Here is a 24,433-nt window from a genome sequence, read left to right as displayed (position 1 = left end):
ATGAGTTATACGAATGCCATATCCCCTGGCCAAACTTCCCCCGCTTGACCTGGTCCGCGGTTTTGTCGCCGTGGGCCGCCGCATGAGCATCACGCTTGCCGCGCAGGATCTGCATGTGACGCAATCGGCCGTCAGCCGTCAGATCCGGGCGTTGGAAGCGCACTTGGGCGTGCCGCTGCTGGTGCGCGGATTCCGTAGCGTGTCGTTTACATCCGAGGGTGCGCAACTGTTCCGCATGGCCAATGTGTGGCTGAGCCAGTTGGGCGACCTGACCGAACAACTGCGTGCGCCCGAACGGCGCACCCCCATCACGGTGACCACCACCATTGGCGTGGCGTCGCTGTGGCTGCTGCCCCGGCTGGGAGAATTCCAGGCGGCGCATCCGCATATCGACGTGCGGGTGGCGGCCGACAACCGATTGATCGATATCGACCGTGAAAGCGTGGACATCGCCATCCGCTACAGCCCGCGCGACATGGTGCCCGATGGCGCGGCCTGGCTGTTCGGGGAATCCGTGGTGCCGGTCGCGCACCCGTCGCTCCATGCCCGCGAATTGGACGCGAGCGAATTGCAACGCCACGTATTGCTGGAATTCGATGATCCGACACGCCCCTGGCTACAGTGGTCGGAATGGTTGAACGCGCGTGGACTGGGGCGGGTACGTGGCAGGGGCATGCTGCGCTTCAACCAGTACGACCAGATCGTGCTGGCCGCGCTGGCCGGCCACGGCATCGCGCTGGGCCGGCTGGCGCTGATCGCGCCGATGCTGGCGGATGGCAGGCTGGAAGCCGTGGGCGGGCAGGCGGCCCGTGCCACGGACCTTGCCTACTGGCTGGTGCGCAACACGCGACGCGCCACGCCGGACGCCGACGTGGTGGCGCGGTGGCTGACGGAACAGGCCGCCATGACCGCGCGGGATCTGTCGCCGGCGGCGGCGACCGGTTAAGTCCGGCCCCGGGCATGCCGCGGCTGGACGCCTTTTTCCGCTTGCCTATTCCACCCGCACCTGCGCGTCGCCGGCGGTCATTTCGCCCACCACGGCGGCTTGTTCGAAACCCTGGCTGCGGAACAGGTCCAACACCGCGGCGGCCGCCTCCGGCGCGCATGCCACCAGCAAGCCGCCGGACGTCTGCGGGTCAGTCAGCAACGCGCGCTGCGTGTCGGTCACCGCGTCGCCCAGCTGCACGGATCCGCCATAGGACGCCCAGTTGCGGCCCGACGCGCCGGTGATCACGCCTTCCGACGCAAACGCTTGCACGCCCGGCAGCCAAGGCAGGGCATCCAGGCGCAGCCGCGCCGTCAGCTTCGCGCCGCGCGCCATCTCCAGCGCATGGCCCAGCAGGCCAAAACCCGTCACGTCGGTGATCGCATGCACGCCGTCCAGCGCGGCCAGCGCCGGGCCGGGGCGGTTAAGGCGCGTCGTCGTGTCGATCATCACGCGGTAGCCGGCATCATCCAGGCGGTTCTTTTTCAGCGCGGCCGACAAGATGCCCACGCCCAGCGCCTTGCCCAGGATCAGCACATCCCCCGCCCGCGCATCGGCATTGCGCTTGAGACGGCCGGGATGCACGAGCCCCATCGCCGCAAGGCCGTAGATGGGTTCGACGGAATCGATGCTATGGCCGCCCGCCACCGGAATACCCGCTTCCTCGCACACGGATTCACCGCCACGCAGGATGTCTGCGATGACGCCATGCGGCAGCACGTTGATGGGCATGCCGACGATGGCCAGGGCCATGATCGGCGTGCCGCCCATCGCATACACGTCGGACAGCGCGTTCGTCGCCGCGATGCGGCCGAAGTCGAATGGGTCGTCCACGATCGGCATGAAGAAATCGGTGGTGGCGATGAGTGCCTGTTCGTCGTTCAGCCGGTAGACCGCGGCGTCGTCGGCGGTCTCGGTGCCCACCATCAGGTTCGGATAACTGGCGGTGGGTCCGAAGCGCTTGAGCAGTTCGGACAGCACGCCCGGAGCGATCTTGCAGCCACAGCCGCCCCCGTGGGACAGCGACGTCAAACGCGGCACGGCCGCCGTGGCAACATCCTGGGTCATTTCAATCTCCATGAGTCAATGGAAAAAGGATAGCACCGCCGCCGAAGTTGGCTCTATGATGATTCGGCTGGACGCGCAGGAGCACACCCCAAGGGACGGCCGCCCGGCCACGGGCGCACCGATAGCCAAACTTCACCGTGCGTGAGGGCTTCATGGATCGCCGACACTTTCTCCGACTCTCCGGCGCATTGTGCGCCGCCACAACCGCCTTGCCGCAGGCGCTTCGCGCCCAGCAGGCCCCCGTCAGCGCCGGCTGGCGCGGCTTTGAACTGACCACCGACATCAGCGTGAAAGAGCCCGGCGCGCACACGCGCATCTGGATACCGGTGCCGTACGCCATCGACACCCCTTACCAGCGCGGCGCGCAAAGCACCTGGCAGGTCAGCGGCGGCGGCACCGCACAGTTGATGCGGGCGCCGGGCTACGACGTTCAGATGCTGGCCGTGCAATGGCCGGACGGCCAGGCGGCGCGCAACGTCACCGTGACCAGCCGTTTCCAGACCCGCAACCGTCGCGTGGACCTCACGCAGCCGCCGCCCGCGGACGCCACGCTGGAACGCCCCGCCACGCTACGGGAATTCCTGAAACCCACCGCGCTGCTGCCCACCGACGGCATCGTCAAAACGACCGCCGACCACATCACGCGGGGTCACGTGGGCGACGTGGCGCGCGCCCGCGCCATCTACGAATGGGTGGTGGAAAACACCTGTAGAACCGCCTCCACGCGCGGCTGCGGCGTGGGCGACGTGCGCTACATGCTGACGACGAACGATCTGAACGGCAAATGCGCCGACATCAATGCGCTGTTCGTGGCGCTGGCCCGCGCTGCCGGCATCCCCGCGCGCGACGCCTATGGCGTGCGCGTGGCCAATTCCGAACTGGGCTACAAGAGCCTGGGCAAAGCCTTCGACGTCACGAAGGCACAGCACTGCCGCGCCGAGTTCCATGCGGCCGGGTACGGCTGGATTCCGGTCGACCCCGCCGACGTGCGCAAGGTCATGCTGGAGGAACCGCCGGGCGACTTGCCGCTGACCGACGCCAAGGTACGGGCCGCCCGCGTCATGCTGTTCGGCGCATGGGAAATGAACTGGGTCGCCTACAACCATGGCCACGATGTTGTGCTGCCCGGCTCCGCGCACGACCCCGTGCCGTTCCTGATGTACCCCAACGGCGAAACCCGCGCCGGGCGTCTGGACAGCCTGGACCCTGACAGTTTCAGCTATAAGCTCAGCGCCCGGCCCATCGCCATCTGACCCTGCCCGCGGAGGAAGCCGCCTTGATCAGCCGTCGCCGTCTGCTGCAATCCGGTTTGTCGCTGGCCGCCCTGCCCGCCTGGGCTCGGACCGCCAGCGATTCGGGGCTGAAGGCCGCCACCGGCCTGGACTGGGCGCCGTGGACCGCGCCCACGCCCGCGCTCGTCCTGCCCGACCTGAGCGGCCGCGAACAAAAGCTCTCGGCCTGGCGTGGCAACGTCGTGATCGTGAGTTTCTGGGCCACCTGGTGCGACCCCTGCCGCGACGAGATCCCACTGATGTCGGCCATGGCCAAGCGGCACCGCGAAGAAGGCCTGCGCCTGGTGGCGGTGAACGTCGGCGAGGCGCTGGGCAAGGTGTCGACCTTCCTGGCGAAATGGCCGGTGGCCGGCACGGTGCTGCACGACCGCAACAGCGCGGCATCGAAAAAGTGGGAAGCGATCGGGCTGCCGGCAAACTACCTGGTGGACCGCGGCGGGTCCATCAGGTATTGGCATTTGGGGGAACTGGACTGGCGGTCGGACCGCGTGACGGGCGTGGTGACGCGGATGCTGCGCAGATGATACGAACGCTGCGCAGGCGGAGCGATTGGCGGAAGGCAGCAGGAGTCGAACCTACCTGGGAACGTCTGACGCCCCCAACTGGGTTTGAAGCCCAGCCGTGCCGCCGGGCACGAATGCCTTCCCCAGCGGACCGCCTATGATACCGGCTCCGCGTCCGCCTGCATCGCGGCGTACGCGCTTTCCGGGCGCAACAGGTGCGTATCGCGCACGCGCCGCGTATAGCCCACGCGGTCAAAGAACTCCAGGATCTGAATGGCGCGCTTGCGGCCCAGCCCCGTCGCGTCGCGGAACACCGCCGCGTTCAGCCCCTCGGGCCGCGCCGCCAGGTCCGCCGCCAGCCGCGCCAGCGCCCGCACCTGGTCACGGTGATAGAACAGATCTTTCACGACCTGCGCCACATCGCCACGCCGCAACAGCTTGCGCAGCAATTGACGCACGCGCTCTTCGGGCTCGTCCTGCGCACGGGCCAGGTCACGCACCCAGGGAGGATCGAACCCGCCTTGCTGCAACAGCGGCAGCAGGCGCTGGGCCAGCGCCGATTCGGCGTCCGCCAGCGTGGACGTATGGGTGGGCAGATGCAGCCACGGCCCATTTCGCGCCACACGGCCGTCGCGTTGAAGATGATCCAGCACCGCAGTCCACAAGGCGTCCGACCCTACCGGCATCGCCATCCGGCGCAAGCGCGCGCTGTCCGGGCCAGGTTCGTCCGGCGCGCCGTGATGAAAGGCCGTCAGCGCGTGTTCGACGCGTTCGATCAAGGCATCCCAGTGCGTGCCCAGGATCAGCGTGCGCGGCGCCTGGGCATTGCGCGTCTCGATCCACAACGCGCCGTGCGGCGCTTCGATCGCCCGCACGGGCTTGCCAGTCAGACGCTGCAACGCGCCTTCGTCCAGGCCCAGCGGCGCGTGCGCCAGCACGGGCGGCAAGCCACCGCCATCCAGCATGTCGGTCAATGCCTGCAAGCCTTGCAGCCGCGATGCGGCGCGGCGCTTGCGGTCTGGCGCATTCGGGTCCAGCACCCGGCCGCCGCCGACGGTGCGCGTGGCTTGCGCATTGCGCACGATGTAGCGGTCGCCCGGCATGGCGCAGACCGGCTCGTCGAACACCAGTTGCACCCATCCCGACTGCCCCGGCGCCAGCGTCTCCGCGCTAAGCGGCACCGCATGCGCCACATGGCGCGCGGCGCCGATATGGACATGCAACGGCGCCCAGGCGCGCACGGGCGCATCGGCCGAAGGCAGCAGCGTCAGCGCGACATCGATATGGCGCGAGGGCAGAAAACAGCGTGCGTCCGCGATCCAGTCGCCGCGCGAGATGGCGCTCTTGTCGATGCCCGCCAGGTTCAGCGCGCAGCGCTGCCCGGCCGCGCCGGTCTCGCTGGACTGGTTCTGCGCGTGGATGCTGCGCACGCGCACCCGCGTGCCCGCAGGCATCAGGCGTAGATCCGCCGTGTCGTCGCCCGCCCGGGCCTGCCCTGCATGCGCCGTGCCGGTCACTACCGTGCCGTGACCCGCCAAGGTGAACACGCGGTCAACGGCCAGCCGGAACAGGCCGGCGGCGTCGCGCTGGCGCACGCCTTCGGCCTGCGCATGCAGATAGGATTTCAGTTCCGCGGCACCGGGATCGCCGGCTTGGGACGCCTGCACGGCGAACACCGGCGCGCCGGCCAGAAAGGTGCCAGCGGCAAGTTCCGCGATCTCGGCTCGCACGGCCATCTGCTGCGCGGCGTCGGCGCGGTCGGTTTTGGTCAGCGCCACCGCGCCTTGGGCCACGCCCAGCAGGGACAGAATGGCAAGATGCTCGCGCGTCTGCGGCATGACGCCGTCGTCCGCCGCCACCACCAACAGACCGAAATCGATGCCGCTGGCCCCCGCCGCCATCGTATGCACCAGCTTCTCGTGGCCGGGCACGTCGATGAAGCCCAGCACGTCGCCGTTGGCCAGCGGCGTATAGGCGTAGCCCAGTTCGATGGAGATGCCGCGCGCTTTCTCTTCCTTGAGCCGGTCGGTATCGACCCCGGTGAGGGCGCGCACCAGCGTGGTCTTGCCGTGGTCGATATGCCCGGCGGTGCCGATGATCATGCCAGCGGCTCCGCCAACTGCGCGGCGAAAGCCGCTTCGTCGCGCGCTTCCAGGCAGCGCAGGTCCAGCCACAAGGCGTCGTCGGCGATGCGGCCGATGACCGGCGTGGGCAGGCGGCGCAGTTGCGCCTCGAGCTTGTCCAGGTGCCGCCCCGGACGGCCGCTGCCCGTGTAGCGCAGCGACAACCCCCAACTGGGCAACTGATCAACCGGAAGCGCCCCGCTGCCGATCTGGCTGAACATCGGCACGGCCTCGACCGCGTAGTGGGCGCCCGCCGCATGCGCCAGCACACCGCGCAGCCGCTCGGCCTGTGGCTGGATCTCGCGCTGCGGGCGGGTCAGCAGGCGCAACGTGGTCAGGCGTTGGGCCAGGAATTCCGGCGCGCGGTACAAGCCCAGCACGGGCTCCAGCGCAGCCAGCGTCAGCTTGCTGACCCGCAGGGCGCGCTTCAGCGGATTCTTCTTGATCTTGCGGATCAGGTCGGCGCGGCCCACGAGCAGGCCGGCTTGCGGTCCGCCCAGCAGCTTGTCGCCGCTGAACGTCACGAGATCGGCGCCGGCGGCGATCGTCTCGCGCACCGTATCTTCCTTGGGCAGGCCGAACTGGGTCAGGTCCACGAGGGTGCCGCTGCCCAGGTCGACCGTGGCGGGCAGGCCTTTCGCATGCGCCAGCGCCGCCACCTCGGCCACGCCGACGCTCTTGGTGAAGCCGGTGACGGCATAGTTGCTGCAATGCACCTTCATCAGCATCGCGGTGCGCGGGCCGATGGCGTTTTCGTAGTCGGCGGCGTGGGTGCGGTTGGTCGTGCCCACTTCCACCAGCTTGGCGCCCGCGCGTTTCATGATGTCGGGGATGCGAAACGCGCCGCCGATTTCGACCAGCTCGCCGCGCGATACGACGGCCTCGCGCCGGTCGGCCAATGCGTTCAGCATCAGCAGCACGGCGGCAGCGTTATTGTTGACGACGGTGGCGGCTTCGGCCCCCGTCAGCTCGCACAGAAGTTCGTCGATGAGATCGTCGCGGTCGCCGCGCCCCCCGGTTTCCAGGTCGAACTCCAGATTGGCCGGCGTGGTCAGCGCGCGCAGCACGGACGCGACGGCCTCATCGGGCAATAGCGCCCGGCCCAGATTGGTGTGCAGCACGGTGCCGGTCAGGTTGTAGACCGCGCGCAGGCGCGGCCGGGCGGCACGGTCCAGCGCCGCCGACACGCGGCCGGCCACGGCGGGCGCTTCCAGGTCGCGACGCGGCAATTGGCCTGCCAACGCGCGCTGGCGCTGCGCATCCAGATCGCGCCTCAGGGTCGCGACTACTTGGGTACGGCCATGCGTTTCCAGGGCGGCGCGCAGGGCATCGGCGTTCAGCAGCCGGTCCAGCGGGGGAATGTCGGAGACGGCGGCCACGCCGCCTTCTGGCGGGTGTTCGGCCATGCTATTCCTCGGCGCCATGCCACAACAAGGGGTTGCCGCTGGCGCGCGAATAGCCGGCCTCGCCCACCAGCACGTCCAGCATGAGGCTGGCCAGATCGTCGGCCACCGGCTCTACATGGAAGTCCTTGTCTTGGTAGAAGATCTTGCGGTAGGTGTGGCAGTGGTCGCAGGTTTCGGCCTTGACCGCGGGCGATCGGCCGTCGATGGCCTGATACGCCACCGATTCCACGTCCTCGCAATGCGTGCACTTCACGCGCACCATGTGCCATTGCGTGGCGCACAGGCTGCAGCACAGGTAGCGGTAGCCTTCGTACTGCCCGCCCACGCGCACCACGCTGGCCACCGGCAGGCTGGCGCACACGGGACAGACGCCGAACGGGCTGACCACCGGCAACTGCTGCTCGTCGAAGCGGCTGGCCAGATCGGTCCAATAGACCTGCAAGGCGGCCATCACGAACGGGGCCGCAGCGCCATCCACGCCCTGGTCCTGCTCGGACAGCACGGCTTCGGCCAGATCTTCCAGCGCCTCCGGGTCTTCATCGACCGCCCGGCGCAACGCGGCGCAGACTTCGATGGCTTCGGCCGGCACGTCCTTGCCGCGCGACACGTCATCCACCAGCTGCGCCAGGATGCCGCGCCACAGGGGATCGCGCGGCCAGCCCACCGCCTGCAAAGGCGGCATGCCGTGCGCTTGCGCCAACGCGACACGGTCTTCGGACGCCTCGGGCGCCGCGCAGTCCTTCAAGGCGCGCTGCTGGGCGTCGACCAACTGCGCCATCAGCAGCAGATAGTCGGCCACCGGGCTATCCGCCGCCAATTGGCGCAGGCGTGCCGCGCGCGTGGCGAACACGGAACCGCGGTCGGGCAGGCTGACACGGGGAATGACGTTGTGGTCTAGCGCTTCGATTTCACCGCGCGGAAGAATTCGCTGCAATTGCGTCTCCAGAAAAACAAACACGGCTGCTGGCCTTCAAAGAAGGATAGCAGCCGTTGACAACCAGGTGGAGGGGCCGCCCCAAGGAGCGAACCCCACTTTTTATTTTTTTACCTGTTCGCGGAACCACGCCCGGTGATGTTTCCACGCCCAGCCCGCGGTGACGTAGCCGCGCAGCATCGCGGTCAATGATCCCTTGACCCAGATCGCCGCGTAGATGTGCACGATGATCGAGCAGATCAGCACCAGCGCCGTCACGGCGTGCACCACGGAGGCGACCCGCACGACCCAGATCGGGAAGTAGAACGCGAAGAACTCGCGCCAGATCACGATGCCGCTGGCGAACAGCCCCAGCATGCACAGCACCAGCACATAGAACAGCAGCTTTTGGCCGGCGTTGTACTTGCCGACTTCGGGCAGCTTTTCTTCGCGGTTTTCCACGACGTCGTTCAGTTGCTTCAACCACTGGCGGTCGGCCTTCGTCATCATGTTGTGCCGCCACATGTGGCCCGCGAACACGACGAAGCAGACGAACATCACCAGCCCGATGAAAGGATGCAGGATGCGCGTCCAGGGGCCGCCGCCGAACAGGTTGGTCAACCAATACATCGACGGATGGAACAGCGCCAGGCCAGAGAGCGCCAACAGGATGAACGTGAACGCGATGATCCAGTGGTTGGTGCGCTCGCCCGGCGAATAGCGCTTGATCCGGCGGTGATGGCGATCTTCAGTCATGGCGCACCTCCTCTTCGGCACGGCGTTCGTCTTCTTCCGAGACCTCGTTGCGTCCGACGCGGGCGTAGTGGAAGAAACCTGCCAGCGCGGTCAGGGCCATCGCAGCCACGCCCAAGGGTTTGGCCAGCCCCTTCCACAACGACACCATGGGGCTGATATGCGGGTCCTTGGGCAGCCCGTGATACAGCCCGGGTTGATCGGCGTGATGCAGCACATACATGACATGGGTGCCGCCCACGCCCTGCGGGTCATACAGGCCAGCCTGATCGAAACCGCGGGACTTCAGGTCCACGATCCGTTCCTCGGCGTGCTGCTTCATGTCTTCCTTGGTGCCGAACACGATGGCCCCGGTGGGACAGGCCTTCACGCAAGCCGGCTCCTGGCCGACGGCCACGCGGTCGGAACACAAGGTGCACTTGTACGCCTTGTGGTCCTTCTTGGAGATGCGTGGCACGTTGAACGGGCAGCCGGTGATGCAGTAGCCACAGCCGATACAGCTTTCCTCGTGGAAATCCACGATGCCGTTGGTGTACTGGATGATGGCGCCCGGCGAGGGACAGGCCTTCAGGCAGCCGGGATCCTCGCAGTGCATGCAGCCGTCCTTGCGGATCAGCCATTCCAGGTCGCCAGCGGGGTTCTCGTATTCCGAGAAGCGCATGACGGTCCAGGAATGCTCGGTCAGGTCGGCCGGGTTGTCGTAGACGCCCACGTTGGTGCCGATCTCGTCGCGCAGGTCGTTCCATTCCATACAGGCGCTTTGGCAAGCCTTGCACCCGATGCACTTGGAGACGTCGATCAGCTTGGCGACCGAACCCGTGACGGGTTCACGGATGCCAGGCGGCGGCGTGGTCGTGGCGGAGCGCCGCTTGATGTCTAGGGATTGCATGGACATGTCGGTTCTCCTAAGCCTTCTCGACCTTGACCAGGAACGACTTGAATTCCGGTGTCTGGGAATTGCCGTCGCCCACGAATGGCGTCAGGGTGTTGGTGAGGAAGCCGGGTTTGGCCAGGCCCACGAAGCCCCAGTGGATGGGGATGCCCACGTGGTGCACGGTCTTGCCCTCGATGGTCAGCGCCCGCAAGCGCTTGGTGACCAGCGCCACCGCCTTGATGTAGCCGCGGTTGGACGACACCTTGACCCGCGTCCCGTTGGCGATGCCGAGTTCCTTGGCCAGCGCGTCGCCGATCTCGACGAACTGCTCCGGCTGGAGGATCGCGTTGATGCGGACGTTCTTGGTCCAGTAGTGGAAGTGCTCGGTCAGACGGTAGGTGGTGGCCACGTACGGGAACTTGTCCACGGTGCCCATCGCGGCCAGGTCGTCCTTGAAGACGCGCGCGGCCGGATTGCTGGTGACGCCCTTGGCCTTCGGATACAGCGGGTTGTAGCCCAGCGGCGTCTCGAAAGGTTCGTAGTGCTCGGGGAACGGCCCTTCGGCCATGCCCGCCCGCGCGAAGAAGCGCGCCACGCCTTCCGGGTTCATGATGAACGGACCCATGCCGCCGTCGGGGTTCTCGTCGCCCTTGAAGTCGGGGATGTCGGCGCCCGCCCAGATCTTGCCGGTCCAGGAGATCAGCTTACGGCGGGGATCGAACGGCTTGCCGGCCACGTCGCACGACGCACGGTTGTACAGAATGCGGCGGTTGGCCGGCCACGCCCAGGCCCAGTTCAGGGTCTGGCCGATGCCGGTCGGGTCGCTGTTGTCGCGGCGCGCCATCAGGTTGCCGCCCGGCCCCCAGGCGCCGGCGAAGATCCAGCAGCCGCTGGCCGTGGAGCCGTCGTCGCGCAGCTCGGCGAATCCGGCCAGTTGCTCGCCGCCCTTGCGGGTGACCTTGGCGGGGTCCTTCGGGTCGACCAGGTCCACCAGCGCGCGGCCGGAGTATTCCTTGGCCAGCTCTTCCGCGGTGGGGTTCTGCGGATTGGAGTAAGGCCAGGACAGGTTGACGATGGGGTCGGGATACTTGCCGCCTTCTTCCTGGTACATCTTGCGCAGGCGCGTGAAGATCAGCGCCATGATTTCGATGTCGCTCTTGGCTTCGCCCGGGGGCTCGGCGCCCTTCCAGTGCCATTGCAGCCAGCGGCCGGAATTGACCAGCGCGCCGTCTTCTTCGGCAAAGCAGGTGGTGGGCAGACGGAAGACTTCGGTCTGGATCTTGGTGGGATCCACATCGTTGGCTTCGCCCGCGTTGCGCCAGAACTCAGAGGTCTCGGTGACCAGCGGGTCCATGATGACCAGGAACTTCAGCTTGGCGAACCCGTCGTTCAGCTTGGCCTTGTTGGGCGCGGCGGCAAGCGGGTTGAAGCCCTGCGCAATGTAGCCGTTCATCTTGCCCTGGACCATGAGCTCGTAGACTTGAAGCATGTCGTAGAGCTTGTCCAGCTTGGGCAGGTAGTCGAACGCCCAGTTGTTTTCCGCCGTGGCCGCAGCCCCCCACCAGGCCTTCATCAGGCTGACGTGGAACTTGTTGTAGTTCTGCCAGTAGCTGAGCTGGTTGGGGCGCAGCGGTTTCTGCGTGCGCGCTTCGATGTACTTGCCGTAGTCTTGTTCGGGCTCGTTCGGCAGGGTCATGTAGCCCGGCAACAGGTTCGACATCAGGCCGAGGTCGGTCAGGCCCTGGATGTTCGAGTGCCCGCGCAGCGCGTTCATGCCGCCGCCGGCGATACCGATATTGCCCAGCAGCAGCTGCACCATCGCCCCGGTGCGGATGATCTGCGAACCGATGGAGTGCTGCGTCCAGCCCAGCGCGTACAAGATGGTGCCGGCGCGGTTGGGGCTGGCGGTGGACGCCAGCATTTCGCATACCTTCAGGAACTTGTCCTTGGGCGTGCCGCACACACGCTCGACCATGTCTTCGGTATAGCGGGAATAGTGCTTCTTCATCAGCTGGTAGACGGTGCGCGGATGCGCAAGCGTCGGATCCGTCTTGACGAAGCCGTCTTCGCCACGCTCGTAGTCCCAGCTGGCCTTGTCGTAGGAACGCTTGTCGGCGTTGTAGCCGGAATACAAGCCTTCCTCGAACGTGAAGTCCTCACGAACGATGAAAGAAAAGTCGGTGTAATTGCGCACGTACTCGTGCTGGATCTTGTCGTGATCCAACAGGTACTTGATGACGCCACCCAGGAAGATGATGTCGGTGCCGGTGCGTATGGGCGCGTAGAAGTCCGCCACGGATGCCGAACGCGTGAAGCGCGGATCCACGACGATCAGCTTCGCCTTGTTATGGGCTTTCGCTTCCGTGACCCACTTGAACCCGCACGGGTGGGCCTCGGCGGCATTGCCACCCATGATGAGCACTACGTCCGCGTTCTTGATGTCGACCCAATGGTTCGTCATCGCTCCACGGCCAAACGTCGGGGCAAGACCTGCCACCGTCGGGCCATGTCAGACACGGGCTTGATTGTCGAACGCCAGTAATCCCATGCTGCGCACGGTTTTGTGCGTGATGTAGCCAACCTCGTTGCTGCTTGCCGAGGCGGCCAGCATGCCGGTGGTCAACCACCGGTTTACCGTTTTGCCGTCCGCGGTCTTCTCGACGAAGTTCGCGTCGCGGTCGGCTTTCATGAGCTTGGTGATGCGGGTCAGCGCGTCGTCCCACGACATCCGCACCCATTTATCCGACCCGGGCGCCCGGTATTCCGGGTACTTCAGGCGATTGGGGCTGTGGATGAAGTCGATCAGGGCAGCGCCCTTCGGACAGAGTGTGCCGCGGTTGACGGGGTGATCGGGGTCGCCTTCGATGTGCATGATGCTGGCGCGCGCGTTCTTGGACCCATCGCCCAGACCGTACATCAGCAAACCGCAGGCGACCGAACAGTAGGGACAGGTGTTGCGCGTTTCGGTCATGCGCGCAAGTTTGTACTGGCGCACCTCAGCCATGGCTGTGCCGGGAGCAACCCCGAGCAATGCCAGGCTGGAGCCTGCCAGGGTTGCACCTGTCACCTTGAAGAACTGGCGGCGATTCATGTTGACCATGAAGCACTCCTCTCCTGGTGAATGACGAAAGCCGGAGGCTCGTCCGAAGGAAAAAGCCCTACAACTTCCAAGGATATTTCAACAAGTATATTCCGAAGCCGCATCACCGTGCCATGGGTAGTCCCCCCTTTCGGCCGGGATTTGGCGGCGAAATGGGAGTTGTTCGCAGATTTTGGATGGTCTGGTGGCTGCTACCATTGCCGGCGGCCGTGGCTGGATCGGCCGCTTTTCCATCGCTTTTTCATCTTTACCGCCTGATTCGCTGGAGCGCCGATGCGCCGCTTTGCCCCCTTGGCCCTGTCCCTTGCCGCGTTGGCCGGGACAGCCGCCCCTGCTGCCGCCGCCCCCGCCCGGGCTGCCTTGTCGCCGGCCGCGGCCGCCACCGAAGCCGCCCATCAAGCGGCCATGGACGGCTATCTGTATTTCTATCCGCTGGTCACGATGGACCTGACCCGGCGCCAGTTCACGCATCCGTCGCAGGGCGCTCAGGGCGCGCCGTCCAATGCCTTCCTGCATGTCCGCACCCTGCCCCAGCCGGGCGCGGCCACGCCTTGGGCCAACCCCGACATGCTGCGCAGCACCGGCTGGGTGGACCTGACGGCCGGCCCCGTGGTGCTGTCGGTGCCGGACACGCAAGGGCGGCTGTACGCGTTGACGCTGCTGGACATGTGGACGGACGTGTTCGCCACGCTGGGCAAGCGCACGACGGGCACGGCCAAGGGCAATACCGTGATCGTGCCGCCGGGCTGGACCGGCACGCTGCCGTCGGGCATGGCACGCATCGATGCGCCCACGGCCTACGTCTGGGCGAAGGCCCTGATCCAGGCCGACGGACCGGCGGACTACCCCGCTGTCAACACCTTGCAGGACGGATTCACATTGACGCCGCTGTCTCAGTGGAACCTGCCCGCCCAGTCGCAACGCGTGAAGTCCGACCCGAACCTGGACCTGAAAGTGCCGGTGCGCGAGCAAGTCGAATCCATGCCCACCGACGCCTTCTTCACCTATGCGGCCGAGCTGCTGCGCAAGCATCCGCCGCACGCCAACGACCAGCCCGTGCTGGCCCCACTGCGCCGGGTCGGCCTGATACCCGGCAGGACTTTCGACTTCGACCGCCTGGAGCATCCCGCCAAGCAGGGCATGCGCCGTGGCCTGCGGGCAGGCCGCGAGCGCATGGAAGCCGCAGCTGGCGGCACGCTGCGCGGCCAGAACGGCTGGCAGCAGGAAACGGCCAGCATCGGCGTGTACGGCAGCGCCTATCTGCGCCGCGCGCTGGCCGCCCAGGCGCAACCCGGTTCGGGCCTGCCCGAGGATCTGGCGGTGCTGCTGCTGGCCGCCGACAGCCAGGGCGCGCCGGTCGGTGGCGCGCACCGCTACGTGCTGCGCTTTGAAAGCGGCCAGTTGCCGCCCGCAGGCGCGCTGTGGTCGCTGGCCGCCTATGACGGCCAGGGCATGCCGGTGACCAACATGCTGAACCGCTACGCGCTGGGTGACCGCGCGCCCTTGCGCTACAACGCCGATGGTTCGCTGGATTTGCACGTAAGCCACGCGCCGCCCCCGCCTGAAGATCAGGCCAATTGGCTGCCCATCCCGGCCGCAGGGCCGGTAACGCTGCTGCTGCGCGTCTATGAGCCCGGCCCCGTGCTGCTGGACGGGTTGTGGATGCCGCCCCCACTGGTACGCGATGCGCCGCCACCGCTGGCGGAGCCGGAGGCCGCGCCTGTGGCGGAACCGGTGGCCGAGGCGATGCCCGCCGCCCCGGCCAAGGCCGCTACCCCGGCACCGGCTCCCGCCGCGAAGAAACCCTAGACGGCGCCGGAATGACGGCGCCATGACAGGCGCCTGCCGCTACCATAGGCGTTTTATTCATGAATGATGAGCGCCCGCCATGGACGACGCCTTTAGCCACCAACTGTCGATGACCATCCTGATGACGCCGGATATGGCGAATTTTTCAGGAAACGTGCACGGCGGAACCATCCTCAAGTACCTGGATCAGGTGGCTTATGCCTGTGCCAGCCGGTACGCCGGCCAATATGTCGTGACCCTGTCCGTGGACCAGGTGGTGTTTCGCGAACCCATTCACGTAGGTGAACTGGTGACCTTCCTGGCGGCGGTGAACTACACCGGCCGCACGTCGATGGAGATCGGCATCAAGGTCGTCACCGAGGACATCCGCAAGAAACTCGTGCGCCATACCAACAGCTGCTATTTCACGATGGTGGCCGTGGACGACCAGGGCGCGCCGACCGCCGTGCCGCCGCTTGCACCGCGCAACCTGGAAGAAAAGCAGCGCTTCGAGGCCGCGCGCCTGCGCCGCGAACTGCGGCAGGAAATGGAACGCCGCCACGACGAGATCAAGCGCGAAACCACGCACGACACGCCGGCCGCCTGAACGCGCCACACCAAAAAAAACCGAGCCCCGCAGGCTCGGTTTTTTCTTGCATGCGCCAGGGCGGGGCTGACGCCGTCAGGCGCGTTCCGCGGCGCCCGGCGGGCTGGGCGGCGCGGAGGCGGGTTCGCGGTCGCGGCCCACCATGCGTTTCAACCCCAGCCATTGCTGCGACCAGAAGCTGCGGCCGTAGTCGCGGCCGCCCAGTTCCGCCTGCTGGTCGTGGATGCCCGTGGGGCCGTAGCCCACGCCGAAGCGGGCGGTACGGAACAGCACGTCCCAGATCGGGAACAGCGCGGCGAAGTTGTAGCCGCCGACCGGCCCCGGCGACGATGCGTCGTAGGCGATGGAATGATGATGGCGGTGAAAGCGCGGGCTGACCAGCAGGCGCTCGCCCAGCGCCCCGAAATGCATGCGCAGGTTGGCGTGCGAAAAGCTCTGCGCCAGTTGGGTGATCGCCACCACGACCACGAACTGCGCGGGCGGCACGCCCACCAGCTGCGACACGAACACGACCAGCACGTCGCGCAGCATGTCGTCCAGCAGGTGATTGCGGTCGTCGCTCCAGATGGTCATCTGGCGCTGGCTGTGATGCACCGCGTGCAGCGCCCAGAGCCAGCTGAAACGGTGCTGGGCCCGGTGGTACACGTAGTCGACCGCGTCGAACAGCAGCAGGTAGATGATCAGGCTGACCCAGGCCTTGTCCGTCACGCCCGGCCAATACTGGTCCAGCTGGAACGGCGCGAACCCCCAGATGTGCAGTTGCCCGAAGATGCTGTCCCAGAACGGGTCGATCGTGAAGAACAGCGCCAGGCGGAACACGCCCAGGCGGTGGATCAGCGTGTACAGCACGTCAATGCCGATCTGGCGGCGGTCGGTGACCGCTTCAACCGGCCGCAGGCGCTGCAAGGGCCCGAACACCAGTACCAGCACGGCGACCTGCACCAGGCCCACCAGCAACCACATGGTGGCGTCGTAGCCGTCTTCGATGAAGTTGCTCATCCCCAGGTGAAACAGCGCGGGCTGGATCAGGGTCTCGAAAAGCCATTGCTGGCATTCCCCGAACAATTGACTGAGGGTGTCCATGATCAATGATGCGTAGCGATCCAGTCGCGGTAGGCGGGATGCGTATTCAAGGTAGCGAAACAATAGCCCTTCTGCTGCAGGCCCACAATCAGGGGCTCGAGCACGGCGGGGGCCCAGGGATCCTGGCGCGACCAGATGCCCAGGTGCGCCAGCAGGATGTCGCCGGGCTTGATGGTGCGCAGCGCCTGGTCCAGCAGGCGGGCATTGGGGAATTTGTCGCTGGGCAGTTCATCGCCCAGGAAACCGGCGGGGGCCCAGCCCACGTGCTCGAAGCCGCAGGCCTTGGCGGCCTTCAGCAGCGCGGGCGAGGTCTTGCCGCCCGGCGCGCGGTACAGCGGCAGCATGTTCTGGCCCGTCATCTGGTGGAATCGGGTGGCGGACCGTTTGATCTCGGCGCAGTACTGGTCGGCCGTCCATTCAGCGGTCTTGCCCGTGTCCGGGCCGGCGCTGGGCTTTACGCGGAACTTGCCGCCCGGCAGGTCGCCCCGCCAGTAGACATGGTCGTAGGTGTGCGAGCCAAAGGCATGGCCTTCCGCCGCGCGCGCCTTCCACCACGGCGCCCAGACGTCGTCCAGGCTGGCGCCGTCGGTCTTCGTGCGTTCATTGGCCAGAAAGAAGGTGACCTTGACGTGATGGCGGTTGAGCACGTCGGCGATCAGCGGCGCCACGCCCATGTGGCCGGTGTCGAACGTCAGGTACACCGGCTTGTCGCATGTCGTCGGCGCGGCCGCATGCGCCATCGGGACGGCAAACGCCAGGACGGCGGCAAGAAGGCTTTTCACTGCAGGGGCGGGGCCCTTACACCTATCGGGTTGGCGCATGGTTCAGCGTCCAGACGCCGTGCGGCGACTTGCCCACCGTGACCTGATTGACGACCTTCTTCTGTTCCAGGTCCACCACGGTCAGCTTGCGCGCCCAGCGCGACGTGACCAGCAACGTCTTGCCGTCGGCCAGGACGTCCATGCAATCGGGGCCGCCCGGCACCGGGAAGGTGTCGGTGACGGCCAGCGTCTGCATGTCGATGCGGCTGATGGAGTTGGCGGTGCGGTTGCTGACGAACAGATGGCGCTTGTCGCCTTGCGCGCGGAAGGCGTGCGCGCCGGCGGCCGTCGGGATGCGCTTGACCAGTTTGGCCGGGCCGTTGCTGACGTCGTAGGCTTCGACGAAGGAGTCGCCAGTCAGCGCCACCAGCAGCGTCTTCTGGTCGGGCGTCAGGAACACGTCGGCGGGCGTCTTGCCCACGGACACCGTCCACTTGGGCGTTTGCGTAGCCAGGTCGATGGCGATCAGTTGATCGCTGTCCTGCAAGGTCACGTACGCCGTCGTGCTCTTCTTGTCGATCATGATGTGGCTGGGCGTCTTGCCCGCGGGAATACGCTTGACCAACGTCAGGTCAAACCCCTTTTCCAGCGGCTTCCAGGCGTAGATGTCGATATGGTCCAGGCGGTTGGCCGCCGTGACGAACCATTTCATGTCCGGCGAGAATTGCAGCTGGTAGGGGTCGACGATACCGGTCAGGGTGCGCTGTACTTCACCGGTCTTGGGGTCCATCAGCGTGATGGAATCGCCCGTGGCGTTGGCCACCATCAGCGACTTTTCGTCCGGGGTCAGATACAGGTGGTGCGGTTCCTTGCCGGTGGGCACGCGCCGCAGTTCCTTGTAGGAAACCGGGTCGACGATGCTGACGTTGGCGTCCAGGGAATTCAGGACAAAAATCGGGGCGGATGCTGCCGCTGCGCTAAGCGCCATCCCTACGCCGGCCAAGGCGTAGCGGACAAAATGCAAGGGGTTCAATTTCAAGGTCCGGCAAGTAAGGATCGGGCACCGATCCCAATGCCCGCCATTTTAGGCACAGCCACCTTTCAAAAGGGCAACAGCCGGGGGTTTGGCGACAAACGTACACGCCTGTTGCGACCCCGCAACAACCCCCGCCTGAAAACCCTCTGAATTCACTGAAAAGTCATTTGGCGCCAACGGGTTGCGCATCAGCGTCGACCCAGGCGTCGGACGCGATATCGCGTTCGCGCAAGGCTGCCGCGCGGGACGCCGACGAGGGGCCCAGATCGGCTTCGCGCACGCCGCCTTGCGGACCGATGACAAAGGTGCCGATGCCGGTCTTGCCGTAGCGCGCCGGCCACGCCACGATGCGATACGCCGTGTCTTGCCCACCCGGCAGCACCTTGTAGCGGTAGCCGGCATAGGCGTCTTCCACCGGCACGTCAGGCCCCATCACCAACGCGTCCGGCCCAAAGGCCTGCGGCGGCGCGCCCGGCACCTCGGGCCAGTACAAGCCGTCCATCGTGCCGGGGCGGCTGACCAGTCGGGTCGCATAGCGGCCCTGCCCCACGCCTTGTTGATAGCGGGTCTGCGCCGCCTGCAGCTGCTGCAGGGTTTCGATTGCAGTCAGTTCGTTGCGGCCGATGGCACGGCGCTGGATTTCGGCCTTGCCCGCCGCCGGGTCGAACCGCCAGCCCTTGCCTGTTTGCACGATGGGCACTGGCATGGTCCATCCGGAATCGCCGACGGCCAGCCAGGAGCGGCCGCCGTCCGCGACGATCTCGTGCTTTTTCGCCCACGCGGCCAGGAAACGGTAGATATCGTCCTGCGCCACGCCGCCCGGCACGATCTGCTTGTGATCAGGCCCCAGCACCTTCGCAATGGCGGCCGGGTCGCTGGTGGCCAGCGCGTCGGCAAAGGCATCCGCCGCTGCCTGCGACGTCGGATACACGCTCTGCGCCGCGGCCGGTGCCGCCAGCCCCAACGCCAGCAATGTCGCGGCGCCCAGCACGCGGGCACGAACCCAGGCATTCGTCATGAAAGCTCCCTTGTCCATGGTGCTTACCTCCGGCCGCCGAAATGACCGCCGCCACCGCCACCGCCGCCCATATGATGCCCGCCCCCGCCGCCGCCTCGCTGGAAGCCGCCTCCGCCTCCGCCGCCCCGGTTCATGTCGCTGCGGTGGCTTTGCTGACGCATGCGGTCGCCGTTGCCGGCGTCGTGCAGCGCGCTGCTGCTGTTGGACGCCCGCGCCCGGTCACGCGCCGCGGATTCGTCTGCGCGCTGGCGTTGCGCCGCCGCCTGGCGATCATGCGTGGATGCGCCGGAGGCGTGCTGTGTCTGCCCGCCCTGCGCCCGGTCACGTGCGCCTTGTCCGGCGCCTGCGCCCTGGGCATGGTCACGCGCGCCTTGTCCCGCGCCCTGAGCCCGGCCACCCGCGCCGTCGCCACCCCGTCCCGCCGCGCCTTGTCCGCGCCCGGCGCCCGGTTCGGCATGGCCCGCAATCGGCTGCCCCGTGCGCCCCTGGAAGGATTGCGCCGCGCGGTCGCGGGCCGCATCACGCGAATTCGGCGCAGCGGCGCCCACCGGGGCCCTGCCGCCCTGGCCCGCGCGTTGCTGTCCCGCCTGGCGATTCTGCAGGCCCGCCTGGCGCTGGCTGTCGAAGCGCTGGCGGTTGGCCTGGTCCGCATACGGGGTGTTGCCGCGGTTGGCCGGATTGTGTTGCCAGGACACGTTGTTGTTCCGGGCGTTGTCGATTCGTTGATTGACGTTGACGTTGTTGTACCGGTTGACGTTGATGTCGACGTCGTTATGTCCCCAGTTGAATCCGCCCCACATCGAATCGACGGCGGCCACGCCCAGGCCAAAACCGATGCCGGCCACCAGCGAAGTCGCGAAGACGGAGCCCGGCGGCGGCGGATAGTAATAGGGGGGATAGGACGGGTAGGCCCAGGCGCCGTAGACCACGGTCGGGTTGTAGCTGGGCACGTAAACGACTTGCGGGTCGGCCGGCTCGATCACGACCACGGTCTTGTCGTTGGTGGTGCTTGAGGAGACCTTCTGCTGCGGCGTGCTCTTCAGGTTGCCGGCCTTTTCCGCCTGCACGCGCAGCCGCTGAACCGAGTCCATCACGCCGTCGGGTTGCGCCAGGAAGGCATCGCCCACCGATTTCACCCAGTCGGGTTGCCGGCCCATCATGTCCATGACGGAGGGGAAGGCGACCAGGGATTTGACGCTGGGGTCCCAGCTTTCGCCTTCGACCGCCTTGACCGCCTTGTCGCCGGATTCCGACGTGTGCGCGGCCGACCACTGGGCCGCGGCGGCGATGTCGTCGGGGTAGGTTGCCCCCATGAGTATCTGCGACAGCAAGGCATCAGGGTAGAGCGCCACCGGCGCCATCAGCTGATCCAACTGCCCATTGTCGAGCTTGGTCTGCGCCATGGCGGGCAGGCAGACCGCCAGCCCCAGGCATAACCAGCCGATGAACCACCCTTGCAGTCGACGCATGAACCGTTCTCCGTGAAGCAACGCATGAAGCCACAAGCCAGGAGGAAACCGCCGGATAACGCGCTGACAATATATGCCTAACGCCGGCACAAGGAAAGCGCCGGCGTCGATCCATTCGTTTTCACAGTTTGGCGACGGACACCTCGGTCGCCTTCACAAAGGCCAGCACTTCGGTGCCGACCTGCAAGTCCAGCTCTTTGACGGAACGCGTGGTGATCACCGACGTGACGATGCCTGCGGGGGTGTCCACATCCACTTCGGACACCACCGGGCCCAGGATGATTTCCTTGATCTTGCCGCGGAACTGGTTGCGGGCGTTAATGGACTGAATGGTCATGGTCTTGCTCCTGAAAGGGAAAAGGCGGCGCCGTCATGGCGCCATTGCGTGAATGCCGGCCGCGCGGCGCTATACCGCCAGCCGTAAATGCCGAATCTGGACCACCGGCGCCAAGTGCCGGTCCGCGTCTGGCGGATCGGGCTCTTTCAACACGGCGCGCAACACGCGCGCCGCCAAAGCCGCGAAGGCGGGCGACCCCCGTGCGCGCGGCCGTGCCAGTTCGACCCGTTCGTCGAACACCAATACGCCGTCGTCGATCACCAGGATGCGATCGGCCAGCGCCACCGCCTCGTAGACGTCGCGCGTGGCCAGCACGGCGGTGAATCCGGCATGCCGCCACGCTTGCTCGATGGCGGCCTGGGCCTCGATGCGCGTCAGGGCATCCAGGCCACCGGACGGCTCGTCCAGCAGCAACAGGCCGGGCCGGCGCGCAAGCGCGCGCGCCAAGGCCACCCGCTGGCGCTGCGCCTCGGTCAGCCTGGCCGGCCAGTCGTCGCCGTGCCCGCCCAGCCCCGCTTGCCGCAAGGCTTCGCCGGCCAGCGTCCGCGCGCCGCCCGGCAGCCCCAGCGCCACGTTCTGCCAGACACGTTTCCAAGGCAGCAGGCGGGCGTCGGAAAACAGCAGCCGCACGCGGTCATCGGACGCCCATTGCGGAAAGCCGTCGAACAGTACGGGGGATCGCGCGGGCGGTCCGCCCTGCTCGCCACTGGGGCGCTCCAGCCCCGCCAGGATGCGCAGCAAGGTGCTCTTGCCGGCGCCGCTGCGTCCCGCGACCGCCACGAATTCACCGGCGGCGATATCAACGTCCAATCCCTTGAGCACATCGCGCGCGCCATGGCGTTTGTTCAGCTTGCGCACGGTGACGCGCAGCGCCCGCCAGTCATCCTGCCCCGCGTCCAGCGCCTCGTCGTGCCGCGCCCGCCCCGGCACCTCCAGATGCTGCAGCAGTTCGAACTCGTTGGGATGGACAAACATGACCCTGCGCTCCCGCCGGACGGCCCTAGCGGGCCGCTTCCAGCTTCTGCTGATAATCGGTCTTCACGAAACCGGCGAACGATTGCTCGGTGACCGCCAGGAACTCCCGCGACGCATACGCGGCCGCGATGTCTTTCACGAAGGGTTTGTCGATGTCGGCCGTGCGCACCGCCACCAGGTTCTGATAGGCGGGCGTGGTCTTCTCCAACGCCAGCGCGGCCGTCAGCTTCAGGCCGGACGCCAGGGCGAAGTTGCCGTTCACGAACGAATAGTCCGTGTCGTCCAGCGATCGCGGCAGCTGCGCCGCCTCAAGCGGGATCAGCTTGATCTTCTTTACATTGACGGCCACGTCCTTCTCGGACACCTGCAAGGGGTCGTAGCCTTCGCGCAGCGTTACCCAGCCCAGGTCCTGCAGCACCACCAGCGCGCGCGCCTGGTTGGTCGGGTCGTTGGGCACCGCCACGCTGACGCCGTCGGGCGCTGCGTCCACGCTCTTGTATTTCTTGCTATAGATGGCGATCGGCGCGGTGGGCACCTTCACCAACTCGGACAGTTCCAGCTTGTTCCTGGCCGCGAAGTTCTTCAGGTAAACCACATGCTGGAAGGCGTTGGCGTCCAGCGCGCCTTGCGCCAGCGCGAAGTTCGGCTGGATGTAGTCGTTGAATTCCACGATCTTGACCGTGTAGCCCTGTTTCTCCAGGATGGGCTTGATGCCCAGCTTGATCTGGTCGCTATAGGGGCCGGCGGTGGCGCCGAACACGATCTCTTTCTTGGCCGGATCCGCGGCTTGCGCGGCGCCGGCCACGCACAGGGCGACCAGCGCCGCGATCAGGGTCGAACGGGGGAATGCCATGGGAGTTCTCATTGGAATCAACGCTTGTCGATGCGGCGCGCGACGGTATTGCCGGCGACCTGGATGATCTGCACCAGCACGACGAGCAGCGCCACGGTCAGCACCATCACGTCGGTCTGGAAACGGTAGTAGCCATACCGGATGGCCAGGTCGCCGATGCCGCCGCCGCCCACCACCCCGGCCACCGCCGAGTACGAAAGAAAGCTGACGGCCAGCACCGTCAGGGCCAGCACCAGGCCGGAACGCGCCTCCACCAACAGCACGCGGCGCACAATTTGCAGTTCCGACGCGCCGGCGGCATGCGCGGCCTCGATCACGCCCCGCGGCACGTCGCGCAGGCACTGCTCCACCAGCCGCGCGAAGTACGGGATCGCCGCGAACGACAGCGGCACCGCCGCCGCCACGGGTCCGATGGACGTGCCGGCGATCACCCGCGTGAACGGCACCAGCGCCACCAGCAGGATGATGAACGGGAACGAGCGCACGGTATTCACGGTCCAGCTGAGCAGCCGGTGCAACACCGGGCGGTCCAGCGATTGGCCGGGCCCCGTCAGGAACACCCACACGCCCAACGGCCCGCCCAGCAAGATGGATGCCGCCAACGCGATGGCCAGCATCAGAAAGGTCTGGCCGACCGCCACGCCCAGCTCGGGCAGCAACTGCACAAAGGTATCCAGCATCATGCGACCTCTTCGTAGGGATGGGTGGCTTCGCGGATAAGCTCGCGGCCCAGCGCGGACGACAGATGCACATTGGCGCCCGAGATTTCGGCTTGCTCGAGCACCTGCCCGTTTTCCATGACAGCCACGTGACGGCACAGGGCGCGCACCACCGCCAGTTCGTGCGTGACGATCACGATGGTCACCCCCAGGCGCTTGTTGATGTCGCGCAGCACGGCAAGCACCGACCGCGTGGTCTCGGGGTCGAGCGCCGACGTGGGTTCGTCGCACAGCAGCACCGCGGGTTCGCTGGCCAACGCGCGGGCGATCGCCACGCGTTGCTTCTGGCCGCCCGACAACTGCGCGGGGTAGCTGGCCGTCTTGTCCGTCAGCCCGACGATTTCCAGGCACTGCCGCACGCGCTGCGCGATCTGTTCGCGACTACGCCCGCCATGCACCCGCAGCGCAAACGCCACGTTCTCGAACACGGTCTCGTTCTGCAGCAGGTTGAACTGCTGGAAGATCATGCCGATGTGCTGGCGCGCGCCGCGCAATGCGCGCTTGGACAGCGCCGTCAGTTCGGTGCCCGCCACGTGCACGGCGCCGGCATCCGGACGTTCGAGCAGGTTGATCAGCCGCAGCAGCGTGGACTTGCCCGCGCCGCTCTTGCCGATGATGCCGAAGGTGTCGCCGGCACGGATCGACAGCGACACGTCCCGCACGGCGTCGAAACGGCCGGCGCGCGTCGCGTAGGACTTGCTGACCGCATCCAGGCGGATCACCGTCTGCGGCACGGCGGAAAGGGGAGAAATCGGGTTCATCGCGGGGCT

22 protein-coding genes and 1 tRNA gene are annotated in these 24,433 nt (G+C 66.8%); 5 read left to right on the top strand and 18 right to left on the bottom strand.

Translation table 11 applies throughout. The features are described 5' to 3' along the window. The first annotated feature begins 13 nt into the window (after positions 1–13). Positions 14–946, top strand: a complete 933-nt coding sequence (locus CQ050_RS25390) for a LysR substrate-binding domain-containing protein (RefSeq protein ID WP_105559581.1) — start codon at positions 14–16, stop codon at positions 944–946. Between the two features lie 45 nt (positions 947–991). Here the strand turns inward: CQ050_RS25390 and selD are convergent, their stop codons facing one another. After that, positions 992–2,053 (bottom strand): selenide, water dikinase SelD, encoded by a 1,062-nt coding sequence (gene selD, locus CQ050_RS25385; protein ID WP_105559580.1) that lies wholly within the window; start codon positions 2,051–2,053, stop codon positions 992–994. A gap of 152 nt (positions 2,054–2,205) precedes the next feature. Here selD and CQ050_RS25380 point away from each other — a divergent pair, with 152 nt between their 5' ends. Further along, positions 2,206–3,306, top strand: a complete 1,101-nt coding sequence (locus CQ050_RS25380; RefSeq protein WP_105559579.1) for a transglutaminase-like domain-containing protein — start codon at positions 2,206–2,208, stop codon at positions 3,304–3,306. A 23-nt stretch (positions 3,307–3,329) separates the two neighbouring features. Beyond that, positions 3,330–3,869 carry a TlpA disulfide reductase family protein gene (locus CQ050_RS25375; RefSeq protein ID WP_105559578.1) on the top strand — a complete coding sequence of 180 codons (540 nt, stop codon included), beginning with the start codon at positions 3,330–3,332 and terminating at the stop codon, positions 3,867–3,869. Positions 3,870–3,895: 26 nt separating this feature from the next. Here CQ050_RS25375 and CQ050_RS25370 read toward each other — a convergent pair. From CQ050_RS25370 to fdnG, 7 genes are all read right to left on the bottom strand, one after another. Further along, positions 3,896–3,991, bottom strand: a tRNA-Sec gene (locus CQ050_RS25370). 12 nt (positions 3,992–4,003) lie between these two features. Continuing rightward, the gene (gene selB, locus CQ050_RS25365; RefSeq protein WP_105559577.1) at positions 4,004–5,950 is read right to left on the bottom strand and encodes a selenocysteine-specific translation elongation factor; all 1,947 of its coding nucleotides are present in this window, start codon (positions 5,948–5,950) and stop codon (positions 4,004–4,006) included. Then, positions 5,947–7,377 (bottom strand): L-seryl-tRNA(Sec) selenium transferase, encoded by a 1,431-nt coding sequence (selA, locus tag CQ050_RS25360; protein ID WP_105559576.1) that lies wholly within the window; start codon positions 7,375–7,377, stop codon positions 5,947–5,949. The genes selB and selA overlap by 4 nt, the downstream gene beginning before the upstream one ends. A 1-nt stretch (position 7,378) precedes the next feature. Next, a complete protein-coding gene (gene fdhE / locus CQ050_RS25355) occupies positions 7,379–8,311 on the bottom strand; it encodes a formate dehydrogenase accessory protein FdhE (protein WP_105559575.1) in 933 nt (310 codons plus the stop codon). A gap of 102 nt (positions 8,312–8,413) precedes the next feature. Continuing rightward, a complete protein-coding gene (locus CQ050_RS25350) occupies positions 8,414–9,046 on the bottom strand; it encodes a formate dehydrogenase subunit gamma (RefSeq protein WP_105559574.1) in 633 nt (210 codons plus the stop codon). Beyond that, positions 9,039–9,938, bottom strand: coding sequence for a formate dehydrogenase subunit beta (gene fdxH, locus CQ050_RS25345; protein WP_105559573.1), 900 nt, complete (start codon positions 9,936–9,938; stop codon positions 9,039–9,041). The genes CQ050_RS25350 and fdxH overlap by 8 nt, the downstream gene beginning before the upstream one ends. A gap of 10 nt (positions 9,939–9,948) precedes the next feature. Beyond that, positions 9,949–13,017, bottom strand: coding sequence for a formate dehydrogenase-N subunit alpha (gene fdnG / locus CQ050_RS25340; protein ID WP_146121063.1), 3,069 nt, complete (start codon positions 13,015–13,017; stop codon positions 9,949–9,951). A gap of 273 nt (positions 13,018–13,290) precedes the next feature. On the opposite strand from fdnG, the gene CQ050_RS25330 reads away from it, so the two are divergent. Both CQ050_RS25330 and CQ050_RS25325 read left to right on the top strand, forming a co-directional pair. Beyond that, positions 13,291–14,826: a DUF1254 domain-containing protein gene (locus CQ050_RS25330; RefSeq protein ID WP_105559570.1), complete on the top strand. Its 1,536-nt coding sequence runs from the start codon at positions 13,291–13,293 to the stop codon at positions 14,824–14,826. Between the two features lie 79 nt (positions 14,827–14,905). Beyond that, positions 14,906–15,412 (top strand): acyl-CoA thioesterase, encoded by a 507-nt coding sequence (locus CQ050_RS25325; RefSeq protein WP_105559569.1) that lies wholly within the window; start codon positions 14,906–14,908, stop codon positions 15,410–15,412. Between the two features lie 75 nt (positions 15,413–15,487). On the opposite strand, the gene CQ050_RS25320 is transcribed toward CQ050_RS25325, so the two are convergent. The 10 genes from CQ050_RS25320 to CQ050_RS25275 form a co-directional block, all read right to left on the bottom strand. Then, positions 15,488–16,495: a sterol desaturase family protein gene (locus tag CQ050_RS25320; RefSeq protein ID WP_105559568.1), complete on the bottom strand. Its 1,008-nt coding sequence runs from the start codon at positions 16,493–16,495 to the stop codon at positions 15,488–15,490. A 2-nt stretch (positions 16,496–16,497) separates the two neighbouring features. After that, the gene (locus CQ050_RS25315; protein WP_369868827.1) at positions 16,498–17,316 is read right to left on the bottom strand and encodes a polysaccharide deacetylase family protein; all 819 of its coding nucleotides are present in this window, start codon (positions 17,314–17,316) and stop codon (positions 16,498–16,500) included. Then, complete coding sequence (locus CQ050_RS25310) at positions 17,300–18,244, bottom strand: YncE family protein (RefSeq protein WP_199196932.1); 945 nt, start codon at positions 18,242–18,244, stop codon at positions 17,300–17,302. Before CQ050_RS25310 ends, CQ050_RS25315 begins: the two co-directional genes overlap by 17 nt. A gap of 211 nt (positions 18,245–18,455) precedes the next feature. Beyond that, positions 18,456–19,328 carry a DUF2950 family protein gene (locus CQ050_RS25305; protein WP_105559567.1) on the bottom strand — a complete coding sequence of 291 codons (873 nt, stop codon included), beginning with the start codon at positions 19,326–19,328 and terminating at the stop codon, positions 18,456–18,458. A gap of 5 nt (positions 19,329–19,333) precedes the next feature. Continuing rightward, positions 19,334–20,779 carry a DUF3300 domain-containing protein gene (locus tag CQ050_RS25300; RefSeq protein WP_105559566.1) on the bottom strand — a complete coding sequence of 482 codons (1,446 nt, stop codon included), beginning with the start codon at positions 20,777–20,779 and terminating at the stop codon, positions 19,334–19,336. A gap of 121 nt (positions 20,780–20,900) precedes the next feature. Next, on the bottom strand, positions 20,901–21,116 hold the full coding sequence (locus CQ050_RS25295; RefSeq protein WP_046805592.1) for a molybdopterin-binding protein: 216 nt from the start codon (positions 21,114–21,116) through the stop codon (positions 20,901–20,903). Between the two features lie 69 nt (positions 21,117–21,185). Then, complete coding sequence (locus tag CQ050_RS25290; RefSeq protein WP_105559565.1) at positions 21,186–22,091, bottom strand: ATP-binding cassette domain-containing protein; 906 nt, start codon at positions 22,089–22,091, stop codon at positions 21,186–21,188. Between the two features lie 25 nt (positions 22,092–22,116). Beyond that, positions 22,117–22,944: a MetQ/NlpA family ABC transporter substrate-binding protein gene (locus tag CQ050_RS25285; protein WP_105559564.1), complete on the bottom strand. Its 828-nt coding sequence runs from the start codon at positions 22,942–22,944 to the stop codon at positions 22,117–22,119. A 17-nt stretch (positions 22,945–22,961) separates the two neighbouring features. Continuing rightward, positions 22,962–23,624, bottom strand: coding sequence for a methionine ABC transporter permease (locus CQ050_RS25280; RefSeq protein WP_105559620.1), 663 nt, complete (start codon positions 23,622–23,624; stop codon positions 22,962–22,964). Next, positions 23,624–24,424: a methionine ABC transporter ATP-binding protein gene (locus CQ050_RS25275; protein WP_105559563.1), complete on the bottom strand. Its 801-nt coding sequence runs from the start codon at positions 24,422–24,424 to the stop codon at positions 23,624–23,626. The genes CQ050_RS25280 and CQ050_RS25275 overlap by 1 nt, the downstream gene beginning before the upstream one ends. Positions 24,425–24,433 lie beyond the last annotated feature (9 nt).

The organism is Achromobacter sp. MYb9 (assembly GCF_002975275.1).
Taxonomy (GTDB): domain Bacteria; phylum Pseudomonadota; class Gammaproteobacteria; order Burkholderiales; family Burkholderiaceae_B; genus Achromobacter.
Note: the sequence above shows the minus strand (reverse complement) of the source record. Positions and strands in the feature narration are given on the sequence as shown.

Coding starts and splice junctions, on each gene's coding strand:
- selA (WP_105559576.1), bottom strand. CDS start 7,377: ATGGCCGAACACCCGCCAGAAGGCGGCGTGGCCGCCGTCTCCGACATT.
- selB (WP_105559577.1), bottom strand. CDS start 5,950: ATGATCATCGGCACCGCCGGGCATATCGACCACGGCAAGACCACGCTG.
- CQ050_RS25280 (WP_105559620.1), bottom strand. CDS start 23,624: ATGCTGGATACCTTTGTGCAGTTGCTGCCCGAGCTGGGCGTGGCGGTC.
- selD (WP_105559580.1), bottom strand. CDS start 2,053: ATGACCCAGGATGTTGCCACGGCGGCCGTGCCGCGTTTGACGTCGCTG.
- CQ050_RS25300 (WP_105559566.1), bottom strand. CDS start 20,779: ATGCGTCGACTGCAAGGGTGGTTCATCGGCTGGTTATGCCTGGGGCTG.
- fdxH (WP_105559573.1), bottom strand. CDS start 9,938: ATGTCCATGCAATCCCTAGACATCAAGCGGCGCTCCGCCACGACCACG.
- CQ050_RS25285 (WP_105559564.1), bottom strand. CDS start 22,944: ATGGCATTCCCCCGTTCGACCCTGATCGCGGCGCTGGTCGCCCTGTGC.
- CQ050_RS25350 (WP_105559574.1), bottom strand. CDS start 9,046: ATGACTGAAGATCGCCATCACCGCCGGATCAAGCGCTATTCGCCGGGC.
- CQ050_RS25315 (WP_369868827.1), bottom strand. CDS start 17,316: ATGCGCCAACCCGATAGGTGTAAGGGCCCCGCCCCTGCAGTGAAAAGC.
- CQ050_RS25330 (WP_105559570.1), top strand. CDS start 13,291: ATGCGCCGCTTTGCCCCCTTGGCCCTGTCCCTTGCCGCGTTGGCCGGG.
- CQ050_RS25290 (WP_105559565.1), bottom strand. CDS start 22,091: ATGTTTGTCCATCCCAACGAGTTCGAACTGCTGCAGCATCTGGAGGTG.
- CQ050_RS25295 (WP_046805592.1), bottom strand. CDS start 21,116: ATGACCATTCAGTCCATTAACGCCCGCAACCAGTTCCGCGGCAAGATC.
- CQ050_RS25275 (WP_105559563.1), bottom strand. CDS start 24,424: ATGAACCCGATTTCTCCCCTTTCCGCCGTGCCGCAGACGGTGATCCGC.
- CQ050_RS25310 (WP_199196932.1), bottom strand. CDS start 18,244: ATGGCGCTTAGCGCAGCGGCAGCATCCGCCCCGATTTTTGTCCTGAAT.
- CQ050_RS25380 (WP_105559579.1), top strand. CDS start 2,206: ATGGATCGCCGACACTTTCTCCGACTCTCCGGCGCATTGTGCGCCGCC.
- CQ050_RS25320 (WP_105559568.1), bottom strand. CDS start 16,495: ATGGACACCCTCAGTCAATTGTTCGGGGAATGCCAGCAATGGCTTTTC.
- CQ050_RS25325 (WP_105559569.1), top strand. CDS start 14,906: ATGGACGACGCCTTTAGCCACCAACTGTCGATGACCATCCTGATGACG.
- CQ050_RS25390 (WP_105559581.1), top strand. CDS start 14: ATGCCATATCCCCTGGCCAAACTTCCCCCGCTTGACCTGGTCCGCGGT.
- CQ050_RS25305 (WP_105559567.1), bottom strand. CDS start 19,328: ATGGACAAGGGAGCTTTCATGACGAATGCCTGGGTTCGTGCCCGCGTG.